The sequence below is a fragment of the Rugamonas violacea genome (genome assembly GCF_016461825.1).
Taxonomy (GTDB): Bacteria; Pseudomonadota; Gammaproteobacteria; order Burkholderiales; family Burkholderiaceae_D; genus Rugamonas.
Genome location: NZ_JAEMNU010000138.1, coordinates 1 through 18,331 on the forward strand (window position 1 = coordinate 1; position 18,331 = coordinate 18,331).

Genomic DNA, 18,331 nt, shown 5'->3' on the forward strand with positions numbered 1-18,331 from the left:
AGGACGAGGTTTGGCTCAATCCGGAACGGGCTGAGCCTGAATTATTGAAGCTGGCTGCATGAAGTGACGCGACAACTTTGTTGACAACTACCGGAAATAAATTTCAGTAAATTATTTTTCATTGAACATTTTCTTATGTGTTTCAGTTTTATTTTGTCCAACTTATGGGCACTGAAGATATCGAAAATTGGAAATATTGATTCAGGGGTATTTAATTTGTTTATTCTTGGGGCTTTATTTTTTTGCATTGCCCCGCTCATCAACATTTTTTTCGTAAAAAATCAACGCTAAATATATTTAGCTGTGAAATATAATTTAATTGGTGTCAAATGAAATTTGTAGCTCAATCAGAAAATAGCGAATGTGGATTAGCTGGTTCGGTAAAATTCTGCATCAGCCCGCGACCAACGAGTACCACAATGATGAAGCCCCGGATCAGCCTGTTTGCAGAACATGAACGCGAAGATCGACGTACAAGGATCGGCGACCCGCTGGTCGGTTTAACCAAACACGTGGACTTCGACGCACTGGCCGCCAGCATCGACGCCGCCGCACCCAGGCCGTCTCGTGCCAAAGGCGGCCGTCCGCCGTATCCGACCGTGCTAATGGTCAAGATCCTGGTGCTCCAGCAGCTCTACAACCTGGCGGACGACGCGCTGGAATATCAGTTGCTCGACCGCCGCAGCTTCCTGCAATTTCTGGATCTGACCGAGAGCAGCAGCATCCCCGACGCCAAGACGATCTGGTTGTTCCGTGACCGTCTGGCGCAAGCCGGCGCGGGCACGCTCGTGTTCGAGCAAGTCCAGCGGCAGTTGCAGCAACACGGCTATATGGCGCGTTGCGGCCAGATCGTCGATGCCTCGCTGGTGCAGGCGCCGGTCCAACGCAACAAGCGCGAGGAAGCCGACATCGTCAAGGAAGGCACGATGCCGCTTGGCTGGAAGCCGCACAAGCGCGCGCAGAAGGATGTCGACGCGCGCTGAACGAAGAAGCACGGCAAGAGCTACTTTGGCTACAAGTTGCACGCCAGCGTGGACACGCGTTACAAGCTGCTGCGCAAAATGGCTGTCACGCATGCCGCCGTGGCCGACACCACGGTATTCGAGTCGCTCCTCGATCGCAGCAACACCAGCCGCGATGTCTTTGCCGATCGCGGCTATCCCACCACGGAACGGGATGCGACGCTGAAACAGGCCGGCTGGCGCGTCCACATCCAGCGCAAAGGCAGCGCCACCAAGGGCATCTCCGAGGCGCAAAAGAAACGCAACCGTCGCATAGCCACACCGCGCGCACGTGTCGAACACGTGTTTGGCGCGCTGGCGCAAATGGGCGGCAAACTGGTGCGCTGCATAGGCATCGTCCGGGTCACCTTCGCTTTGCATCTCAAGGCGGCAAGCTATAACCTCAAACGGCTGGTGTTTCTGAAGGAAGGTGGTCTGCCACCGTTCTGATCGACGGATGGAGCCGGAACAGCCGCAGATTGCTACGCGCACCAACGTTACTGCGCTTCCGCCACATCGCGGTGCCAGCCGCCGCGACGCGCTGAATCAAAACCGAAATTCGTCACAGACGCCTTGCGTGCCGCTTCACGCCATCAAAAGTGGGTTATTCGAGGTGGCCTTAACTTGGGTGGATTGGTTCGTCACCCCTCCGTATTAGAATCGGAGCGGACCAACATCCCGATTATCTATCCCCGTCACGCGCTCAACGTATGGGAAGGCCCCCGCAGTAATTTGAAACTGATACGCCTCCAGCCGCTGGATTTTCACTCTTTGCATAGCTTGCTGAGGCGGACTTCTCGGTCCTGAACAATCCCGCTTGCCGCTGGTACTTGAAGCGAAAGCTTTTGCCGTCTATCCGATTCGTGTTTCGCGCCGCTGATTTATGCTCAGTGCTCGCTTACCCTTCCGCAGTTGCGCTTTATTTCGCTCACTGAGGTCAGATCGCAGGCCGCTTCCCACTCAGGAGAGGGCCCATGCTAGGCACCGAATGCAAACGCCCGGCGCGGGGCCGGGCGTTTGCATTTGCGTTAGATGCGCTCAAGCGCGGCCTAGGCTTACTTGTAGATGCCGCAGCCGACCAGCACATCGTCGACCCGCTCCACATAGGTGCGCTTGGCGTCGATTTTTCCGGTGGCCGGGTTCGGCCATTTGTAGTCGACCCAGCCCTTGCCTTCCTTGCTCATGCCGACCGCCAGGATGTCCTTGATGAGGAACTTGCCATCGGCGTCCTTCATCTCCGAGACGTTCTTGCCGACCAGCTTGGGGTTGGCGCCGTTGGCCTGCTCGATGCCGTCGCCGTTGGCCAGGAAGGTGAAGATGTACAGGTCGCCCTGGATGAACTGGCCCTTGGGATTGTTGAACTCGGCGAAGGCTTTTTCCTTGCCGTTTTTCTTGATGAACTCGCCGGCCTTCTTGACCATCGCCACGGCCTCGTCCGCCGTGCCTTTCGCCGCCGCGTTCGCCGTCAGGCTGAAGGCCAGCAGGGACAGCGCCACCATCATGCTTTTGAGTACTTTGCTCATCGATCGTCTCCCATGGATTGTTGATGCGCAGGACTTTCCGCAGCCCGGCGCTGCTGTGCTTGCACTAAGGCAATCCAAGCCAGACTAGCAAAGGCCGGCCCGGCGTGCAAGCGGATCTCGTTGGGAAGCCGTGGCGCGGCCCAAGATTGCCGGCTTTGTTGCCACGATCGCCTTCGATAGCGCTAACCACGGCGTAGCCGGCGCCGTTGTTGCGACCGGCGCGATAAGAAATTGATTTGACTTTCGCCGCCGTTCGGCGTCTAATTTCCGTACTGACAGAAATTAAAGAAATGAGAGAAATCATGTCCCTCAGTCCGACCGCACAAAAATTCATCCTGCACTGGGGCGAGATGGGCGCCCGCTGGGGCGTCAACCGCACCGTGGCGCAGATCCACGCGCTGCTGTTCCTGGCCGAGCGGCCGCTGACGGCGGAGGACATCGCCGAGTCGCTGGTGGTGGCGCGCTCGAACGTGAGCAACAGCCTGAAGGAGCTGCAAAGCTGGAAGCTGATCCGCGCTACCCACCTGATAGGCGACCGGCGCGACCATTTCGTCGCCATCCAGGACGTCTGGGAAATCTTCCGCGTCATCGTCGAGGAGCGCAAGCGGCGCGAGATCGACCCCACCCTGACCGTGCTGCGCGAATGCGCCATCGAGGGCGGCCAGGACGCGGCGTTGGAGGCGGGCTCGCTGAAACGCATCAACGAAGTGCTGCACTTGCTCGACATGCTGGGCAGCAGCTACGAGGACTACAAGCACCTGCCGCCCGCCACCATGCAGCGCGTGCTGAAAATGGGCGGCAAGGTGGCGCGCTTCCTCGGCAGCGACGACAAGGACGAGCACGCAAAGGAAAAGCCATGAGCATCCCTTCCGAAGGCGAGCTGTTCAAAAAGGTCCTCGGGCCGGCGTGGGGCGGGCTGCATCCCGACATCCAGGCCCGCTTCGACAAGAACCCGGCGCCGGGCCAGCCGCTGCGCTACAGCGGCCGGTTGACCGAACTGCGCTGCTCGCGGCTCGGGCGCGTACTGGGCCAGCTGACCATGCCGCTGATTAAGGGCGCGCTGATGCCCTACAACGACGCCGATTTTCCGGTCGACATACAGGTCTATTCCAAGCCGAACAGCGCCGCGATCTTCAAGCAGCGCACCTACCGCCTGAACGGCCGCAAGCCGATCATGTTCACCTCCTTCATGGCCGAGAGCGGCAAAGGCGAGGTGCTGGAATACGTCGGCATGGGCCTGGGCATGAAGCTGCTGCTCGCCGTCCGCGAGGGCAATCTGCACTTTGAGAGCGACGGCTATTTCTGGCAGCTGTTCGGCGTGCGCATTCCGCTGCCCGGCCTGCTCACGCCCGGCAAGACCTTCCTCTGCCATCGCAACCAGAGCGCCAACCAGTTCGACATCCGCATCGAGATCCATCACGCGCTGTTCGGCTTGATGTTCACCCAAGCCGGCATATTCCACGAGGTAACGACATGAACACCCATTTGCTAGCGTTGCAATTGATGGCCTGCCAGGGCTGCCTGGGCGCCTTCGACACCCTCTACCACCACGAGCTGACCGAGGCCCTGCCCGGCCGCGCCAGCGCCAGGCGCGAACTGAGCATCCATTCGGCGCGCGCGCTGATCTACAGCGCGCTGTTCATCGGCCTGTCGGCCTGGCAGTTCCACGGCCTGTGGGCGTTGCTGCTGCTGTTGGTGTTCGTGGTCGAAATCGTGCTGACCTTGTGGGATTTCGTCGTCGAGGACCGCAGCCGCCTGCTGCCGGCGACCGAGCGGGTCACCCACACCGTGCTGGCCATGAACGGCGGCGCCTTCATCGCGCTGCTGGCGTTGAACACGCCGCAGTGGCTGGCCATGCCGACGGCGCTGGTCTGGCAGCCGCAGGGCGCGCTGGGCGTGTTTTTGGCGCTGTGCGGCGTTGGCGTCGGCTTGTCCGGCCTGCGCGATGGCTGGGCCGCGCGGGCGATCGGCCAACGGGCGCTGCGCGACGATGCCGCCGCAGCGTTGCGCTTCGGCGCCGCCGAGCGCAGCTTCCTGCTCACCGGCGCGACCGGCTTCATCGGTCAGCGGCTGGTCGCCGCCCTGCTGCGCGATGGCCACCGCGTCACCGTGCTGACACGGCAAGCGCGCCAAGCGGCCTGGCTGTTCGACGGCCGGGTCGATTGCGTCGCCAGCATGGCGCAACTGCCCGCGTCGCGCCGCTTTGACATCGTCATCAACCTGGCCGGCGCGCGCATATTGGGTTGGCGCTGGAGCGCGGCGCGCCGGGCGGCGCTGCGCAAGAGCCGCGTCGAGCTGACGCGCAAGGTGGTCGACTGGATCGCCGGCGCCGAACACAAGCCGGCCATGTTGTTGTCGGCTTCGGCCATCGGCTACTACGGCGTACAGCGGCGCGGCGACGATGCCGTGTTGACCGAAAGCGACGGCCCGCAGCCGATCTTCATGTCCGACCTGTGCCGCGAATGGGAGCAGGCGGCGCAAGGCGCCGCCGCCCACGGCGTCGGCGTGGCGTGCATGCGCTTCGGGCTGGTGCTGGGCAGCCAGGGCGCGCTGCCGATGATGCTGTTGCCGATCAAGCTGGGGCTGGGCGGCCCACTGGGCGGCGGCGCGCAATGGCTGTCGTGGATACACGTCGACGATGTGATCGGCGCCATGGCCCACCTGTGCCGCACCGGCGCGGCCGGCAACTACAACTTCACCGCGCCGGAAAGCCTGTCGCAGGCGCAGTTCAGCCGGGTGGCGGCGGCCGTGCTGCGGCGGCCCTACGGCATGCCGACGCCGGGCTGGCCGATGCGCTTGGCGTTGGGTGAGCAGGCCGACCTGCTGCTCGAAGGCCAGCGCGTTGCGCCGCAACGGCTCACGGCCAGCGGCTTCGTTTTCAGCCAGCCGCGCCTGGACGGGGCCTTGCGCAGCCTGAGCTAAGCGCGCTTAGCCGACTCGGCTCGGGTCCGCCGGGTCGAGCATTTTCACGAAGGCCAGCGAGGCCTTGCTCTTGTAGCGCGCGACATGGCGCAGCAGGTGGAAGGCGCGCGCCGGGAAGGTCAGCTCGACCTTGTGCAGCGATCCGGCCCGCAGCTGCGAGGCCACCACCAGCTCCGACACCACCGTCGCGAACGGCCCGGCCAGCACGGCCGAGCGCACCGCCTCGTTGGACGGCAAGGCCAGCACCACATCGAGCGCCGCCGGATCGACGCCGGCCTGGCGCAACTCGTGCTCGAAGGCGGAACGGGTGCCCGAGCCGGGCTCGCGCAGTATCCAACGGCCGTTGAGCAGATCGGCCATCCGCAGCGGACCGGCGGCGGCCCAGGGGTGGTCGGGCGCGACGACGACGATCAGACTGTCCTGCCCCACCGTGGTGGCGACCAGGGTCGGCTCGTCGATCAGGCCCTCGACCAGCCCCAGGTCGGCTGCGCCGTCGACCAGCGCCTGCGCCACCTGCCGCGTGTTGCCGATGGCCAGGCCCAGCTCGATCTGCGGATACTTCTCGCGAAACCGCACCAGCAGCGCCGGCAGCCAATAGCTGGCGATGGTCTGGCTGGCCTGGATGTGCAACACGCCGCGTTGCAGTCCGCCCAGTTCCTGCAGCGTCAACTCGGCCGCGCGGGCGCTGGCCAGGGTGGCGCGCGCGCCGGCCAGGAACAACTGTCCGGCCTCGTTGAGCTCGATGCGCCGGCCGACGCGGTTGAACAGCGGCGTGGCGTAACGCTCCTCCAACACGCGCAGCGAGGCGCTGACGGCCGACGGCGTCAGCGCCAGCGCGCTGGCCGCCTGCGTCAGGTGCTGTCGCTGGGCGACCTCGACAAATATGCGTAATTGCTCAAGCGTCATGGTCGGGGGCCGGTTGATTGTTCAATTAATCTCAATTAAGGGATAGATCAATCGTTCGATTTTGGTGAACGAATAGTCATAAATTGTACAATAGACTTAATGATCTGCGGAACCGACAATTCTCCTTATGCTGTTTTCGTATAAGGTTATGAGAAAAATGTTCCGCAATGTAGCAAGAAAAACCCAAGACCTCCTGCCCGGCTTGGCGCTGTGCGCCCTCGTCACCTTGCTCGCCCACGGCGCGGAAAGCCTGGAAGCCCGGCTGTTCGGCCGCGCCTGGTTGGAAAGCCTGGTGTTGTCGATCCTGCTCGGCAGCGCCCTGCGCACCTTCGTCCGCCTGCCGGCCAAGGTCGCCGCCGGTATCCATTTCGGCGCCAAGACCTTGCTGGAGGTCGCCGTGCTGCTGCTGGCCGCCTCGGTCAGCGCCGCCGCGCTGCTGGAGAAGGGGCCGGCGTTGATCGCCGCCATCGCCGCCGTCGTCGCGCTGACCATCGCTTGCAGCTTCGCCATCGGCCGCGCGCTGGGCCTGCCGAGGAAGATGGCCATCCTTATCGCCTGCGGCAACTCGATTTGCGGCAACTCGGCGATCGCCGCCGTCGCCCCGGTGATCGCCGCCGACGGCGAGGACGTCGCCGCCGCCATCGGCTTCACCGCCGTGCTCGGCGTCCTTGTCGTGCTCGCCCTGCCCTTGCTGGTGCCGGCGCTGGCCTTCTCGCCGACGCAATACGGCGTGTTCGCCGGCCTGACCGTGTACGCGGTGCCGCAGGTGCTGGCGGCGACCGGCTCGGTGTCGCTGTTGAGCGTGCACATCGGCACGCTGGTCAAGCTGGTGCGGGTGTTGATGCTGGGGCCGGTCGTGCTGCTGCTGTCGCTGTTCGGCCAGCAGCGCGGCGGCGCGCGCCCCGCCCTGGCGCATCTGCTGCCGTGGTTCATCGTCGGCTTTCTGCTGCTGATGGGGCTGCGCTCGGCCGGCCTGCTGCCCGAGGCCGTGCTCCAGCCGGCGCAGTGGACGGCCAACTTGCTGACCATCATGTCGATGGCGGCGCTCGGCCTCGGTGTCGACGCGCGCGCCGTGCTCAAGGCCGGCGGACGGGTCACGCTGGCCGTGTTACTGTCGCTATTGGTGCTGGCGGCGATCAGCCTGGCCGCCATCGCGCTGCTCGGCATCGCCTGAGTTGGCGCAGACAATGTTAAACTGCGCCCCTTACACCGAATTGATGAAGCCATGACGAACAAAAAACAGCCTCCCGCCAAACGCACAGCCGAGGCCACGGCCCCTGTCGGTCGCCCAGAAAACCCCTTCCTGAGCACGGAGTTCTTCCAGCGCATGCGCGACTACACGGAACGCGACGCGGCGTTCACGAAGGAAATCAAGGCGATCGGCGAACGCGGCGCCAGCAAACTGAACGGCGATGCCCGCAGCGCGCCCTCGCTGACGATCCTGCGCGGCGTGGTCAAGAAGGGCCTGACGCTGGAGCAGATGTTCGAACGCATCGTGCAGGGCGTCGAGTCCGGCCTGTGGGAACCATGGCTGGCGCCGTACGGCATCGAACTGCGCGGCGTCAACTACAACAAGGGCGAGCCGCGCAACGCCCGCCTGGCGCTGGACCTCAGCCTGGCCTGCAAGGCCAACTCGGCCTTCGCCAACGCCGGCCTGCCGAATTGGCGCAGCCTGGTGGTCGAGGACTGCATGCAGGTGCAGATCGATAAGCCGACCGAGAAAGCGGGCGCCAAGGTCTACGCCATCTTCACGCTGGACGCCGCCAAGTAAGCCTATCCGGCGGTGGGCGGCGGATGGAGGATGGAGGATGGCGGACGATGCGCCCGCCCCGACCCCGCCCGCCTCGCCGCACACGCACGCACGCACGCACGCACGCAAGGATGCTATGCCGCCACGCTGCCACCTCGACCACATCACCGTCATCGCCCAAACGCTGGACGAGGGTGCCAGGTTTGTGCATGCGGCGCTGGGCGTGGCGCCGCAAACGGGCGGTGAACATCCGCGCATGGGCACGCATAACCTGCTGCTCAGGCTGGGCGACAGCGCGTTTCTTGAGGTGATCGCGGTCAACCCGCTGGCGCCGCCGCCGGCCCGGCCGCGTTGGTTCGCCCTGGACTCCCTCGATGCCCGCTCAGCCCCCGCCTTGGCGACCTGGGTGGTGCGCAGCAGCGACATCCATGCCACTCAAGCCGAGCTGCCCGAAACGCTGGGCGAGATCGAAGCGATGTCGCGCGGCGCACTGAACTGGCTGATTACCATCCCCGCCGACGGCAGCCTGCCGCTTGGCGGGGTGGCGCCGACGCTGATCGAATGGTCCACCGCGACGCATCCGGCGGCCGGGCTGCGCGATCACGGCCTGTCCTTGCTTGGACTGGAGCTGTGCCACCCCGAACCGGAACGGCTTGCCAACTTGCTACAGCCTTTGGAACTGGGAAATATCGTCGCGGTATCGGGCGCCACTTCGCCCCGGCTGCTGGCCCGTATCATGACGCCCGATGGCTTGAAGACCCTATCCATATAGCCCCCAACAATATCCGCATAAGCGCAACCATGCGCAAACCTCATCAAGCCGGAACAAATGGGGACAACGACAAATATGTTCCTCGCGAACTCAGACAGCTCCTACGGCAACTATCGTCGCGCTCCTATAGCGGGCCTATGTGTTTTATCTGATGATGACTTAGTCAGAGAATGATCTCGGGCAAACCACTTGGAGGACTTATGGCTTCGAACAACGGCAACAAAGACAGCAACAAGGATAGCGGCAGCGGGAGTGGCAAATCGGCCAGTAGCGGCGCTAGCCAGCAATCCGCAGGTCAAGGCGGCTCCGGTTCGAAAACCGGCACCCAAGGCGGAACGCATGAGCAGCATGTCGAGGCTGGCCGCCAAAGCCACAAGAACGACGACAGCGGTTCCTCTTCTGGTTCGGCCAGCAAGCAATCCGGATCGGGTGGCTCGTCCGGCTCGTCCGGCAGCTCGGGCTCGTCAGGTTCCGGCGGCGGTACGCGCGGCGGCACACCTGAACAGCACGCCGAGGCCGGCCGCCAAAGCCACAAAAATGACCGCTGACTTATGCTAAGTGTCACGGCGTCGTCGTAGCCCGCCGGCGCATCGTTGCTCGGCGGGCTATTCCATCGGCGTCCCGGCGCTTATTTGGCGGTGCACAGTTTCCTGGCCCGCCTACATCACCGCAAACGCCGCCTCGATGTCGGCGATCAAGTCGGCCACGTCCTCCAGGCCGACGTTGAAGCGCACCAGCACGCCTTGGTCTTGCCACCCCTTGCGCATCTGCCCGATGCGGTAGGGCATCACCAGGCTGTTGGCGCCGCCCCAGCTGTAGCCGAGCTTGAACAACTTCAAGGCATCGACAAACCGGTCGGTCTGCTCTTCCGTGTAGCGCGCATCGAACAGCACGGAGAACAAGCCGCCGGCGCCGCTGAAGTCGCGCCGCCAGACGGCGTGGCCGGGACAGTCCTCGAAGGCCGGATGCAGCACCTTGCCGATCTCCGGCCGCCCCTTGAGCCAGCTCGCCAGTTGCCGCGCCGCCTTGTCGTGGGCGTCGAAGCGCAGCTTCATCGTCGGCAGACTGCGCAGCACCAGGTAGGCGTCGTCGGCGCCGACACCCATGCCCAGGCGCATGTGCGCCATGCTCAACCGTTCGTGCAAGGCGCCATCGCGGGTGATCAGCGCGCCCATCAGCACATCCGAACCGCCCGACTGGTACTTGGTCAGCGCCTGCATGATGACGTCGACGCCGAGTTCAAAACCGCGCAGCGCCAGCCCGCCCGACCAGGTGTTGTCGAGCGCGACGAGGACGCCGCGCGCGTGCGCCGCCGCGCAGATGGCCGGCAGGTCCGGCACCTCCATCGACACCGAGCCGGGCGCCTCGGTCCAGATCAGCTTGGTGTTCGGCTGGATCAGCGCGGCGATGCCGGCGCCGATCAGCGGGTCGTAGTAGCGCGCGGTGACGCCGAAGTCCTGCGACAACCACCTGCCCAGCTCGCGGTTGGGGTTGTAGACGTTGTCGGGCAACAGCACGTCGTCGCCCGTCTTGAGCAGCGCGAAGTCGACCATGGCGATGGCGGCCAGGCCGCTGGGCGCCAGCAGGCAGTGCTTGCCGTCCTCGATCTCGGCCAGCCGCGCCTCCAGCGTGAAGGTGGTCGGCGTGCCGTGCAGGCCGTAGGTATAGGCGTTCTTCTCCTTCCAGTCGCCCGAGCGCATGGCCGCGACGTTCTTGAACAGCACCGTGGAGGCGTGGTGGATGGCGCTGGGGAAGGCGGCGAAGCCTTCGGGCGCCTTGTAGTCGGTGTGGATCAGCGCGGTCTGGGGGGATTTTGGGCGGGTCATGGTGTCGGCGGGCGGAATGTATGGTCGCAGCGGCGCGGACAAAAACCAAGGGCGAAATCTGGGGTCAGACCTGGAGGGTCTGACCCCGGCTTTTTGCCGCTGGGTTTTGCCGGCGCACTGGCGTCTTGTGAAACGAAAAAAGGGCGGACCGTCGCCGGTCCGCCCCCATTATATGTCGATCCGCGCGGCGGACCGGGCGCTTACGCGATCTGCGCCCACAGGTCGTGGGCGTCGGCGGCGGTGATGGTGACGTCGGCGAACTGGCCCACGCTCAGCTTCTTGCCGGGCATCAGCGAACCCTTGATGTGCACCACGCCGTCGATTTCCGGCGCATCGGCGCTGGAGCGGCCGACGGCGCCACGGGTGGTGACCTCGTCGATCAGCACGCGCACGGTCTTGCCGACCTTGGCCTGCAGGCGCTGCTTGGAGATTTCCTCCTGCAGCAGCATGACGCGACCGCGACGTTCTTCACGCAGTTCCTCGGGCACCGGATTGTCCAGCGCGTTGGCGGTGGCGCCTTCGACCGGCGAGTAGGCGAAGCAACCCAGACGGTCGATCTGCGCCTCCTTGAGGAAGTCCAGCAAATATTCGAACTCGGCCTCGGTCTCGCCGGGGAAGCCGGCGATGAAGGTCGAGCGGATGGTCAGGTCCGGGTTCATCGCGCGCCAGGCCTGGATGCGGTCGAGGTTCTTCTCGCCGCTGGCCGGGCGCTTCATGCGCTTCAACACATCGGGATGGGCGTGCTGCATCGGAATGTCCAGATAAGGCAGGATGTGGCCGCCGCTCATCATCGGGATCACTTGGTCGACGTGCGGGTACGGGTAGACATAGTGCAGACGAACCCAGGCGCCGTAAGTCTTGGCCAGCTCGCCCAGCGCTTCGGTCAGCTGGGTCATGTGGGTCTTGACCGGACGGCCGTTCCAGAAGCCGGAGCGGAACTTGACGTCGACGCCGTAGGCCGAGGTGTCCTGCGAGATCACCAGCAGTTCCTTGACGCCGGCCTTGAACAGGTTCTCGGCTTCCATCATCAACTCGGCGATCGGACGCGACACCAGGTCGCCGCGCATCGACGGGATGATGCAGAAGCTGCAGCGGTGGTTGCAACCCTCGGAGATCTTCAGGTAGGCGTAGTGCTTCGGCGTCAGCTTGACGCCCTGCGGCGGCACCAAGTCGAGGAAGGGCGCGTGCGGCTTGGGCAGGTAGAGGTGGACCGAGTCCATCACTTCGCCCAGCGCGTGCGGACCGGTGACAGCCAGCACCTTGGGGTGCACCTTCATGATGATGTCGTCGCCGGCGGCGTCTTTTTTCGCACCCAGGCAGCCGGTCACGATGACTTTGCCGTTCTCGGCCAGCGCCTCGCCGATGGCGTCGAGCGATTCCTGCACGGCGGCGTCGATGAAGCCGCAGGTGTTGACGATGACCAGGTCGGCGCCGGCGTAGGACTTGGCCGTTTCATAGCCTTCGGCGCGCAGCTGGGTGAGGATTTGTTCGGAGTCGACCAGCGCCTTGGGGCAGCCTAGCGAAACAAAGCCGACTTTCGGCGCGGAACCGGTGAAGGTGGAGCTGCCGGCTGGCGTTGGGACTGGGGCTGGCGCGGCGGGGATGCGGGAGATCTCGGACATAGTAGGTGCGGAAAGAAGATTCAGGCGAATCTGCCATTATAGCGCATGGCGCAAGGCTGACGGATTTCTGTGGGGAAATGGGCACCTTGGCGAGCGCCACAGCTAAGGGCGGGCAAGCTGCGGGCCAAGTGTGGACGGCGACGGCGGCGCCAAAAACACAGCGGCGGCGGGCGAGACCAGGCCCGCGCGCCGCCGCCGTGCCGGCTGAAACGCGATCAGGTCTTGTCGGTCGGAACCGGCGGCACGAAGGGGAAGGTGCCGAAGATGTTCTTGCTCTGGCTTTGCATCTGTTCCTGCATCTGCACGAACAGGCTCTTGCTCTGGTCGATGTAGTTGTTCATCATGCCCTGCATCATCGGGCCTTGCACGTTCATGAACTGGGTCCACATTTCCGGGCTGAAAGGCTTGCCGTCGAAGGTGCCGGCGGCGGTGCCGCCGGTGAACTTGCGCTGGATGTCGGTGAAGGCCTGGACGTTCTTTTCCAGATACGAGCCCATCATGCCCTGCATGGCGTGGCCGTAGTAGCGGATGATCTGCGACAGCACCACGCTGGAGAACATCGGCGCGCCGTTGGCCTCCTCTTCCAGGATGATCTGCAACAGGATGCTGCGCGTCAAATCCTCGTTCGACTTGGCGTCGACCACCGTGAATTCTTCGTTGTCGAGCACCAGTTGCTTCACGTCCGTCAACGTGATGTAGGAACTGGTCTGGGTATCGTACAGACGGCGGTTGGGGTACTTCTTAATCAGGCGGTCAGCATTTTTTTTCGCACTACTCATCACAAGTCCACTTATTGCGCCGCAGCGCGTACTCTAACAATTCGAAAAAAAAGCGAACTTCGGTCCGCTTTCCCACAAGCCTACTTCACCTATTATAGAGTGGAAAAAGCAGCATTTGCACATCCACTTATAACTTTTGGGTTTTTATTGCAACGCAACCAAATTTACAACATAACAAGTATGTGACGGCGGCGGGACGGCGGCGGGACACGGAAACGGAGCCACAACGTGGCTCCGTGCGGTGTTGCCGCAATTAATCAGCCCTTACTTTAACGTAACGTCCGGGCGCCGCCTCGATCGGCGGATGGCTGGCGCTGCCGAGGCTGGCGCGGGCCTTCACCGGCTTGCCGCCATGCTCGGCGAGAAACTGCGCCCACTGTGGCCACCAGCTTCCGGCATGCTCGGTGGCGCCGGCCATCCAGCTGTCGGGGTCGGGCAGCGCGGCGGCGGCCTTGGCCGCTTTGCTGGCCTTGCCGCCCTTGGCCGCCGGCTTGGCCGGCGCCGCCGCCGCGTCGTTGGTCCAGTAGCTGCGCTTGTTCTTGACCGGCGAATTGATCACGCCGGCGATGTGGCCGGAGGCGCCCAGCACGAAGCGGTTGAGCTCCGGCCGGTCCTGGTTGAGGATGGCCAACGAACCGTAGGCCGACGGCCACGGCACGATATGGTCCTCGCGCGAACCATAGACGAAGGCCGGCGTGCGGATCGCGCCCAGGTCGACCGGCGTGCCGGCCACCGTCAGCTTGCCCGGCACCTTCAGGCTGTTCTCCAGATAGGTGTGGCGCAGATACCAGCAGAACATCGGACCGGGCAGATTGGTGCTGTCCGAATTCCAGTACAGCAGGTCGAACGGCACCGGCTCGTTGCCCTTCAGGTAGTTCGACTGCACGTAGTTCCACACCAGGTCGTTCGGCCGCAGGCTGGAGAAGGTGCTGGCCAGGTCGCGGCCCGGCATCAGGCCGCCAGCGCCCAAGGTCTTCTCGCGCCGCGCCACCTGGGCTTCATCGACGAAGACGTCGAGCACGCCGGTGTCGCTGAAGTCGAGGAAGGTGGTCAGCAGCGTCAGGCTGGACGCCGGATGCTCGCCGCGCGCGGCCAGCACGGCCAGCGCGGTCGAAATGATGGTGCCGCCGACACAGAAGCCGAGCATGTTGAGCTGCTCCTGGCCGTAAATCTGCTGCGCCACCCGGATCGCCTGGATGGCGCCCTGCTCCACGTACTGGTCCCAGGTGGTCTTGTCGAGCGACTTGTCCGGATTGCTCCAGGACACCAGGAACACCGTATTGCCCTGGTCGACGGCGTACTTGACCAGCGAGTTCTCCGGCTGCAGGTCGAGGATGTAGAACTTGTTGATGCACGGCGGCACCATCAGCAGCGGCCGCTGGTGCACATTCGGCGTGCTCGGGCTGTATTGGATCAACTGGAACAGCGCATGCTCGAACACCACCTGGCCGGGCGTGGTGGCGAGGTTGCGGCCGACCTCGAAGGCCGACTCGTCGGACAGCGAGATGTGACCCTTGTTGATGTCGGACAGCATATTCGCCAAGCCACGGGTCAGGCTCTCGCCCTTGGTCTCGATGAGTTTCTGCTGGGCTTCCGGATTGGTGGCGAGGAAGTTGGCCGGCGACATGGCGTCGACGATTTGCTGCACGGCGAAACGGATTTTCTGCTTTTGATGGGGCGTCGACTCGACCGAGTCGGCCATGGCGGTGAGAAACTTGGCGTTGAGCAGGTATGATGCCGCATTGAACGACGACAAGGGGTTGCTCTGCCAGGCGGCCGAGCTGAAACGGCGGTCGCCGATGGCCGGTGGTTTGCCGGCCAGGAAATCCTGCCACAGCTCGCCGACATCGGCCATGTAGCGGTTCTTCAGTTCCTCGACGACCTCCGGCTGGATGGCGGCGCCGACATCGGTCAGGATGGCGGCGAGCGGATGACTGTCGGTCTCCGGCACCATTTTTAACCAGGATTGCCACTGGCTGGGGTCGCTAATCTGCGACATCCATGCGTTGGCAATGACTTGAGGATCTGGCACATTCATGTTTGATTCCCTAAAAATAGTTGTATATCTTTACTTTACCAAGGCTGCTGTATGCTGATTGTCGCTATTGCATGGATCTACGTCGTCGGCTTGATCGCCGTGACGCAAGCCAGTGTTGCCGCTGGGATTATGACCTTCCTACTCTACTGCGTGCTACCGCTGGGCTTCCTGTACTACGTCGCCGGCTCGCGCAAACGCAAGGCCAAGCGCGATGCCGCCTGGCAAGCCGCGCACCAGGCCCGCCAAGCGGCGCAACAGGCCGCCGCCCCCGTCGCCCCAGCCACGGCGGGCATACCGGCCGGCGCCCCGCCAGAAGACTAAGCGAGACACCGGGCGCTTCATTTGATCCAGATCAAACTCGCCTGCCGTCCGGTGACGCCATCGCGCCGATAGGAATAGAAGCTGGCCACATCGGACACGGTGCACGCCTCGCCACCGGCGATGCGCGACACGCCGTCGGCCTCAAGCATACAACGGGCCAGCGCATAAATGTCGGCGAGATATTTTTCCGGCTGGCCGGGGAGCGCCGTGAAGGCCGCAGCCAGGCGCGCCGCGTCGGCCGCGCTGCCCTGCCGGAGGAAGGTTTGTTTGACCTCGGCACCGACCTCGAAGCGGGCCGGACCGATGGCCGGACCCAGCCAGGCGAGGATCTCGCCGGCGCCGGCCGCGCGCATGCCGGCCACGGTGCGCGCCAGCACCCCGTTGGCCAGGCCGCGCCAACCGGCGTGGGCCGCCGCCACCACCTTGCCGGCGCGGTCGCAAAACAGCACGGGAAGACAGTCGGCGGTCATGATGGCGCAGACGCTGCCGGGCGCGCGCGCCAGGCTGGCGTCCGCCTCGGGCGCGGCGGCCGTGCCGGCATCGCCATCGCCATCGGGCGCCGCCTCGGCCATGCCCGGAAGGACGGTCACATCGAACACGCTGGTGCCGTGCACCTGGCTCAGCCAGACCGGCTCGGCCGGCAAGGCGGCGCGCAGCAAGGCCCGGTTGTAGCCTACGGAAACGGGCTGGTCGCCGACGTGGACGCCCAGATTGAGGCCGCCGCCGCCGAAGCCGTCGTCATACGGCGCCACGCTGACACCACCGCGACGGGTGGTGAACAGCGCGCCCACATTGGCCGGCAACTCCGGCCAATCGGGCGCCGACCAGGCCGGCGAAACGGCCGACAGGTAGGACTCCGTCAAATCATCTCCGGTTCTTCAATGCCGGCCTGGGCGATCAGCGCGGCGAAGTCGTCGGCCAGCGGCACCAACCACTCGCACTGCTCGCCGGTGGCCGGGTGGACCAGGCCGAGGCGGCGCGCCTGCAGCGCCTGGCGCGGGAAGACGCTGGCCAGATGTTGCTTGCCATACATCACGTCGCCGACCAGCGAGAAACCGATCGACATCATGTGGACGCGGATCTGGTGGGTGCGGCCCGTTTCCAGGCGGCATTGCATCAGGCTGACCGGACGGCGGTCCAGATCACCCGACGCCAACAACTCGAAATGGGTGATCGCCGGCTTGGCCGAGAAATTGTTCGACACGGCCATCTTGATGCGGTCCTTCGGATGCCGGCCCATCGAGGCGTCGATGGTGCCGCTCTGGCGCGGCGTGCCCCAGACCAGCGCGAAGTACTCGCGCTTGACGGTGCGGGCGGCCAGCTGGCGCACCAGGTCGGTCTGGGCCGGCAGGTTCTTGCCGACCACCATCAGGCCGCTGGTGTCCTTGTCGAGGCGGTGGACGATGCCGGCGCGCGGCACGCCGCCCAGTTGCGGGCAGTGGTGCAGCAGGCCGTTCAACAGCGTGCCGGACCAGTTGCCGGCGCCCGGGTGGACCACCAGGCCGGCCGGTTTGTTGATGACGATCAGGTGCTCGTCCTCGTAGACGATGTTCAATTCCATCGCTTCGGGCTTAAAAGCCTCGTCTTCCGGCGCCGGTTGGGGCAGAATGACGATCTTCTCGTCGCCATAGACGGTGTCTTTGTTACTGCGGGCAACTTTGCCGTCGACCGTGACGAAGCCGTCGTCGATCCACATTTGCAGGCGGCCACGGGAGAATTGCGGCACCAGTTTGGAAATCACCTTGTCGAGGCGTTGACCACAGGCATCCGGCGTCAGTTCGAGTTCGATCGGCGCCAGGCCGTCGTCGTCGCCATCGGCTAGAATCTCCGCGTCGAACTCGGCGTCGAGTTCATGATCGGAGGAAGAATCAGCCAAATTCGGCTTTGGAGTTAATATCACAGCATTCCCATCGGCTATAATCAGCCTATTGTAAAAACTTGGTTAAACACCTTCTTGCAAAACAACATGCAAAAAAAATTATCGTTAGTTGCAGCAACCGTCGTTCTGCTTGGTTTGTCAGCTTGCAGCTTATTGCCAGAAAAAGTCGATGAGACTAAAGGCTGGAGCGCTACGAAATTATACTCGGAGGCGACCGAGGAATTGGAGGGCGGCCACTACGAACGCGCAATTCAGTTGTTCGAGAAGCTGGAATCGAGCTATCCGTTCGGCACCTACGCCCAGCAGGCGCAGATGGAGATCGCCTACGCCTACTACAAGTCGCAGGACCAGGCCCAGGCGCTGGCCGCCGTCGAGCGCTTCATCAAGCTGCACCCGAATCACGCCAACGTGGATTATATGTACTATCTGCGCGGTCTGATCAACTTTAACGACCAGATCGGCTTCCTCAACTTCATTTACGAGCAAGATCCGACCGAACGCGACCCGAAAGCGACGCGCGAGGCCTTCAGCGCCTTCAAACAGCTGGTCGACAAATTCCCGAACAGCAAGTATACCCCGGACGGCATCGATCGCATGAAGTATCTGATCAATGCGATGGCTTCCTACGAGGTGCACGTGGCGCGCTACTACTACCGCCGGGGCGCCTACCTGGCCTCGGTCAACCGCGCGATGGGCGCCGTCAACGACTACCGCGACTCGCCGTCGATCGAGGAAGCGCTGTTCATCATGATCCGTGGCTACGACAAGCTGGGCATGAGCGAGCTGCGCGACGACACCATGCGCGTGTTCAAGCAGAACTATCCGAAGAGCGCCTTCCTTGACGAGGGTGTCAAGGCGGAACGCCACTGGTGGAAGCTGTGGAACTGAGTTTGGTAGCGAGCTGAGCTAAAAACCGGGGTCCGCCCCGGTTTTTTGTTGGCGCGGCGCTCAACGCGCCAACCCGGAGGCGGAACCCGGGGTGGGGGCCCCCC

Annotated in this window: 17 protein-coding genes and 1 pseudogene; 10 read left to right on the top strand and 8 right to left on the bottom strand. The window is 63.8% G+C overall.

The annotated features are described in order from the left end of the window. Positions 1-422: 422 nt before the first annotated feature. Positions 423-1,451, top strand: a pseudogene (locus H7U20_RS31015) (IS5 family transposase). 605 nt (positions 1,452-2,056) lie between these two features. On the opposite strand, the gene H7U20_RS25625 reads toward H7U20_RS31015, so the two are convergent. Beyond that, the gene (locus tag H7U20_RS25625; protein ID WP_199761978.1) at positions 2,057-2,524 is read right to left on the bottom strand and encodes a cache domain-containing protein; all 468 of its coding nucleotides are present in this window, start codon (positions 2,522-2,524) and stop codon (positions 2,057-2,059) included. 302 nt (positions 2,525-2,826) lie between these two features. Between H7U20_RS25625 and H7U20_RS25630 the strand changes: the two genes are divergently transcribed. Genes H7U20_RS25630 through H7U20_RS25640 form a run of 3 tightly spaced genes read left to right on the top strand, consistent with a single transcriptional unit; the run spans position 2,827 to position 5,446 of the window. Further along, positions 2,827-3,384 carry a GbsR/MarR family transcriptional regulator gene (locus tag H7U20_RS25630; protein WP_199761979.1) on the top strand — a complete coding sequence of 186 codons (558 nt, stop codon included), beginning with the start codon at positions 2,827-2,829 and terminating at the stop codon, positions 3,382-3,384. Next, a complete protein-coding gene (locus tag H7U20_RS25635; RefSeq protein WP_199761980.1) occupies positions 3,381-4,001 on the top strand; it encodes a DUF4166 domain-containing protein in 621 nt (206 codons plus the stop codon). Before H7U20_RS25630 ends, H7U20_RS25635 begins: the two co-directional genes overlap by 4 nt. Then, positions 3,998-5,446, top strand: coding sequence for a TIGR01777 family oxidoreductase (locus tag H7U20_RS25640; protein WP_199761981.1), 1,449 nt, complete (start codon positions 3,998-4,000; stop codon positions 5,444-5,446). Before H7U20_RS25635 ends, H7U20_RS25640 begins: the two co-directional genes overlap by 4 nt. A gap of 6 nt (positions 5,447-5,452) precedes the next feature. Here the strand turns inward: H7U20_RS25640 and H7U20_RS25645 are convergent, their stop codons facing one another. After that, the gene (locus tag H7U20_RS25645) at positions 5,453-6,352 is read right to left on the bottom strand and encodes a LysR family transcriptional regulator (RefSeq protein ID WP_199761982.1); all 900 of its coding nucleotides are present in this window, start codon (positions 6,350-6,352) and stop codon (positions 5,453-5,455) included. A 157-nt stretch (positions 6,353-6,509) separates the two neighbouring features. Here H7U20_RS25645 and H7U20_RS25650 point away from each other — a divergent pair, with 157 nt between their 5' ends. The 4 genes from H7U20_RS25650 (at position 6,510) to H7U20_RS25665 (ending at position 9,422) form a co-directional block, all read left to right on the top strand. Further along, the gene (locus H7U20_RS25650) at positions 6,510-7,526 is read left to right on the top strand and encodes a YeiH family protein (protein ID WP_199761983.1); all 1,017 of its coding nucleotides are present in this window, start codon (positions 6,510-6,512) and stop codon (positions 7,524-7,526) included. Positions 7,527-7,577: 51 nt separating this feature from the next. After that, positions 7,578-8,123 carry a hypothetical protein gene (locus tag H7U20_RS25655; protein ID WP_199761984.1) on the top strand — a complete coding sequence of 182 codons (546 nt, stop codon included), beginning with the start codon at positions 7,578-7,580 and terminating at the stop codon, positions 8,121-8,123. Positions 8,124-8,160: 37 nt separating this feature from the next. Beyond that, positions 8,161-8,874 (top strand): VOC family protein, encoded by a 714-nt coding sequence (locus tag H7U20_RS25660; protein ID WP_233411086.1) that lies wholly within the window; start codon positions 8,161-8,163, stop codon positions 8,872-8,874. 200 nt (positions 8,875-9,074) lie between these two features. Continuing rightward, positions 9,075-9,422, top strand: a complete 348-nt coding sequence (locus H7U20_RS25665) for a hypothetical protein (RefSeq protein ID WP_199761985.1) — start codon at positions 9,075-9,077, stop codon at positions 9,420-9,422. A 111-nt stretch (positions 9,423-9,533) separates the two neighbouring features. On the opposite strand, the gene H7U20_RS25670 is transcribed toward H7U20_RS25665, so the two are convergent. From H7U20_RS25670 to phaC, 4 genes are all read right to left on the bottom strand, one after another. After that, positions 9,534-10,700, bottom strand: a complete 1,167-nt coding sequence (locus H7U20_RS25670; protein WP_199761986.1) for a cystathionine beta-lyase — start codon at positions 10,698-10,700, stop codon at positions 9,534-9,536. 200 nt (positions 10,701-10,900) lie between these two features. Next, a complete protein-coding gene (rimO, locus tag H7U20_RS25675) occupies positions 10,901-12,322 on the bottom strand; it encodes a 30S ribosomal protein S12 methylthiotransferase RimO (RefSeq protein WP_199761987.1) in 1,422 nt (473 codons plus the stop codon). Positions 12,323-12,537: 215 nt separating this feature from the next. Then, positions 12,538-13,101 (bottom strand): polyhydroxyalkanoate synthesis repressor PhaR, encoded by a 564-nt coding sequence (gene phaR, locus H7U20_RS25680; RefSeq protein ID WP_199761988.1) that lies wholly within the window; start codon positions 13,099-13,101, stop codon positions 12,538-12,540. A gap of 253 nt (positions 13,102-13,354) precedes the next feature. Continuing rightward, positions 13,355-15,100, bottom strand: coding sequence for a class I poly(R)-hydroxyalkanoic acid synthase (gene phaC / locus H7U20_RS25685; protein ID WP_233411087.1), 1,746 nt, complete (start codon positions 15,098-15,100; stop codon positions 13,355-13,357). A 90-nt stretch (positions 15,101-15,190) separates the two neighbouring features. Between phaC and H7U20_RS25690 the strand changes: the two genes are divergently transcribed. Continuing rightward, positions 15,191-15,460 carry a hypothetical protein gene (locus H7U20_RS25690; protein WP_199761990.1) on the top strand — a complete coding sequence of 90 codons (270 nt, stop codon included), beginning with the start codon at positions 15,191-15,193 and terminating at the stop codon, positions 15,458-15,460. 17 nt (positions 15,461-15,477) lie between these two features. Here the strand turns inward: H7U20_RS25690 and pgeF are convergent, their stop codons facing one another. Continuing rightward, the gene (gene pgeF, locus H7U20_RS25695) at positions 15,478-16,323 is read right to left on the bottom strand and encodes a peptidoglycan editing factor PgeF (RefSeq protein WP_370593254.1); all 846 of its coding nucleotides are present in this window, start codon (positions 16,321-16,323) and stop codon (positions 15,478-15,480) included. Further along, complete coding sequence (locus H7U20_RS25700) at positions 16,320-17,336, bottom strand: RluA family pseudouridine synthase (protein WP_233411088.1); 1,017 nt, start codon at positions 17,334-17,336, stop codon at positions 16,320-16,322. The genes pgeF and H7U20_RS25700 overlap by 4 nt, the downstream gene beginning before the upstream one ends. A 90-nt stretch (positions 17,337-17,426) precedes the next feature. On the opposite strand from H7U20_RS25700, the gene H7U20_RS25705 reads away from it, so the two are divergent. Further along, positions 17,427-18,227, top strand: a complete 801-nt coding sequence (locus H7U20_RS25705; RefSeq protein WP_199761992.1) for an outer membrane protein assembly factor BamD — start codon at positions 17,427-17,429, stop codon at positions 18,225-18,227. The last annotated feature ends 104 nt before the right edge of the window (positions 18,228-18,331 follow it).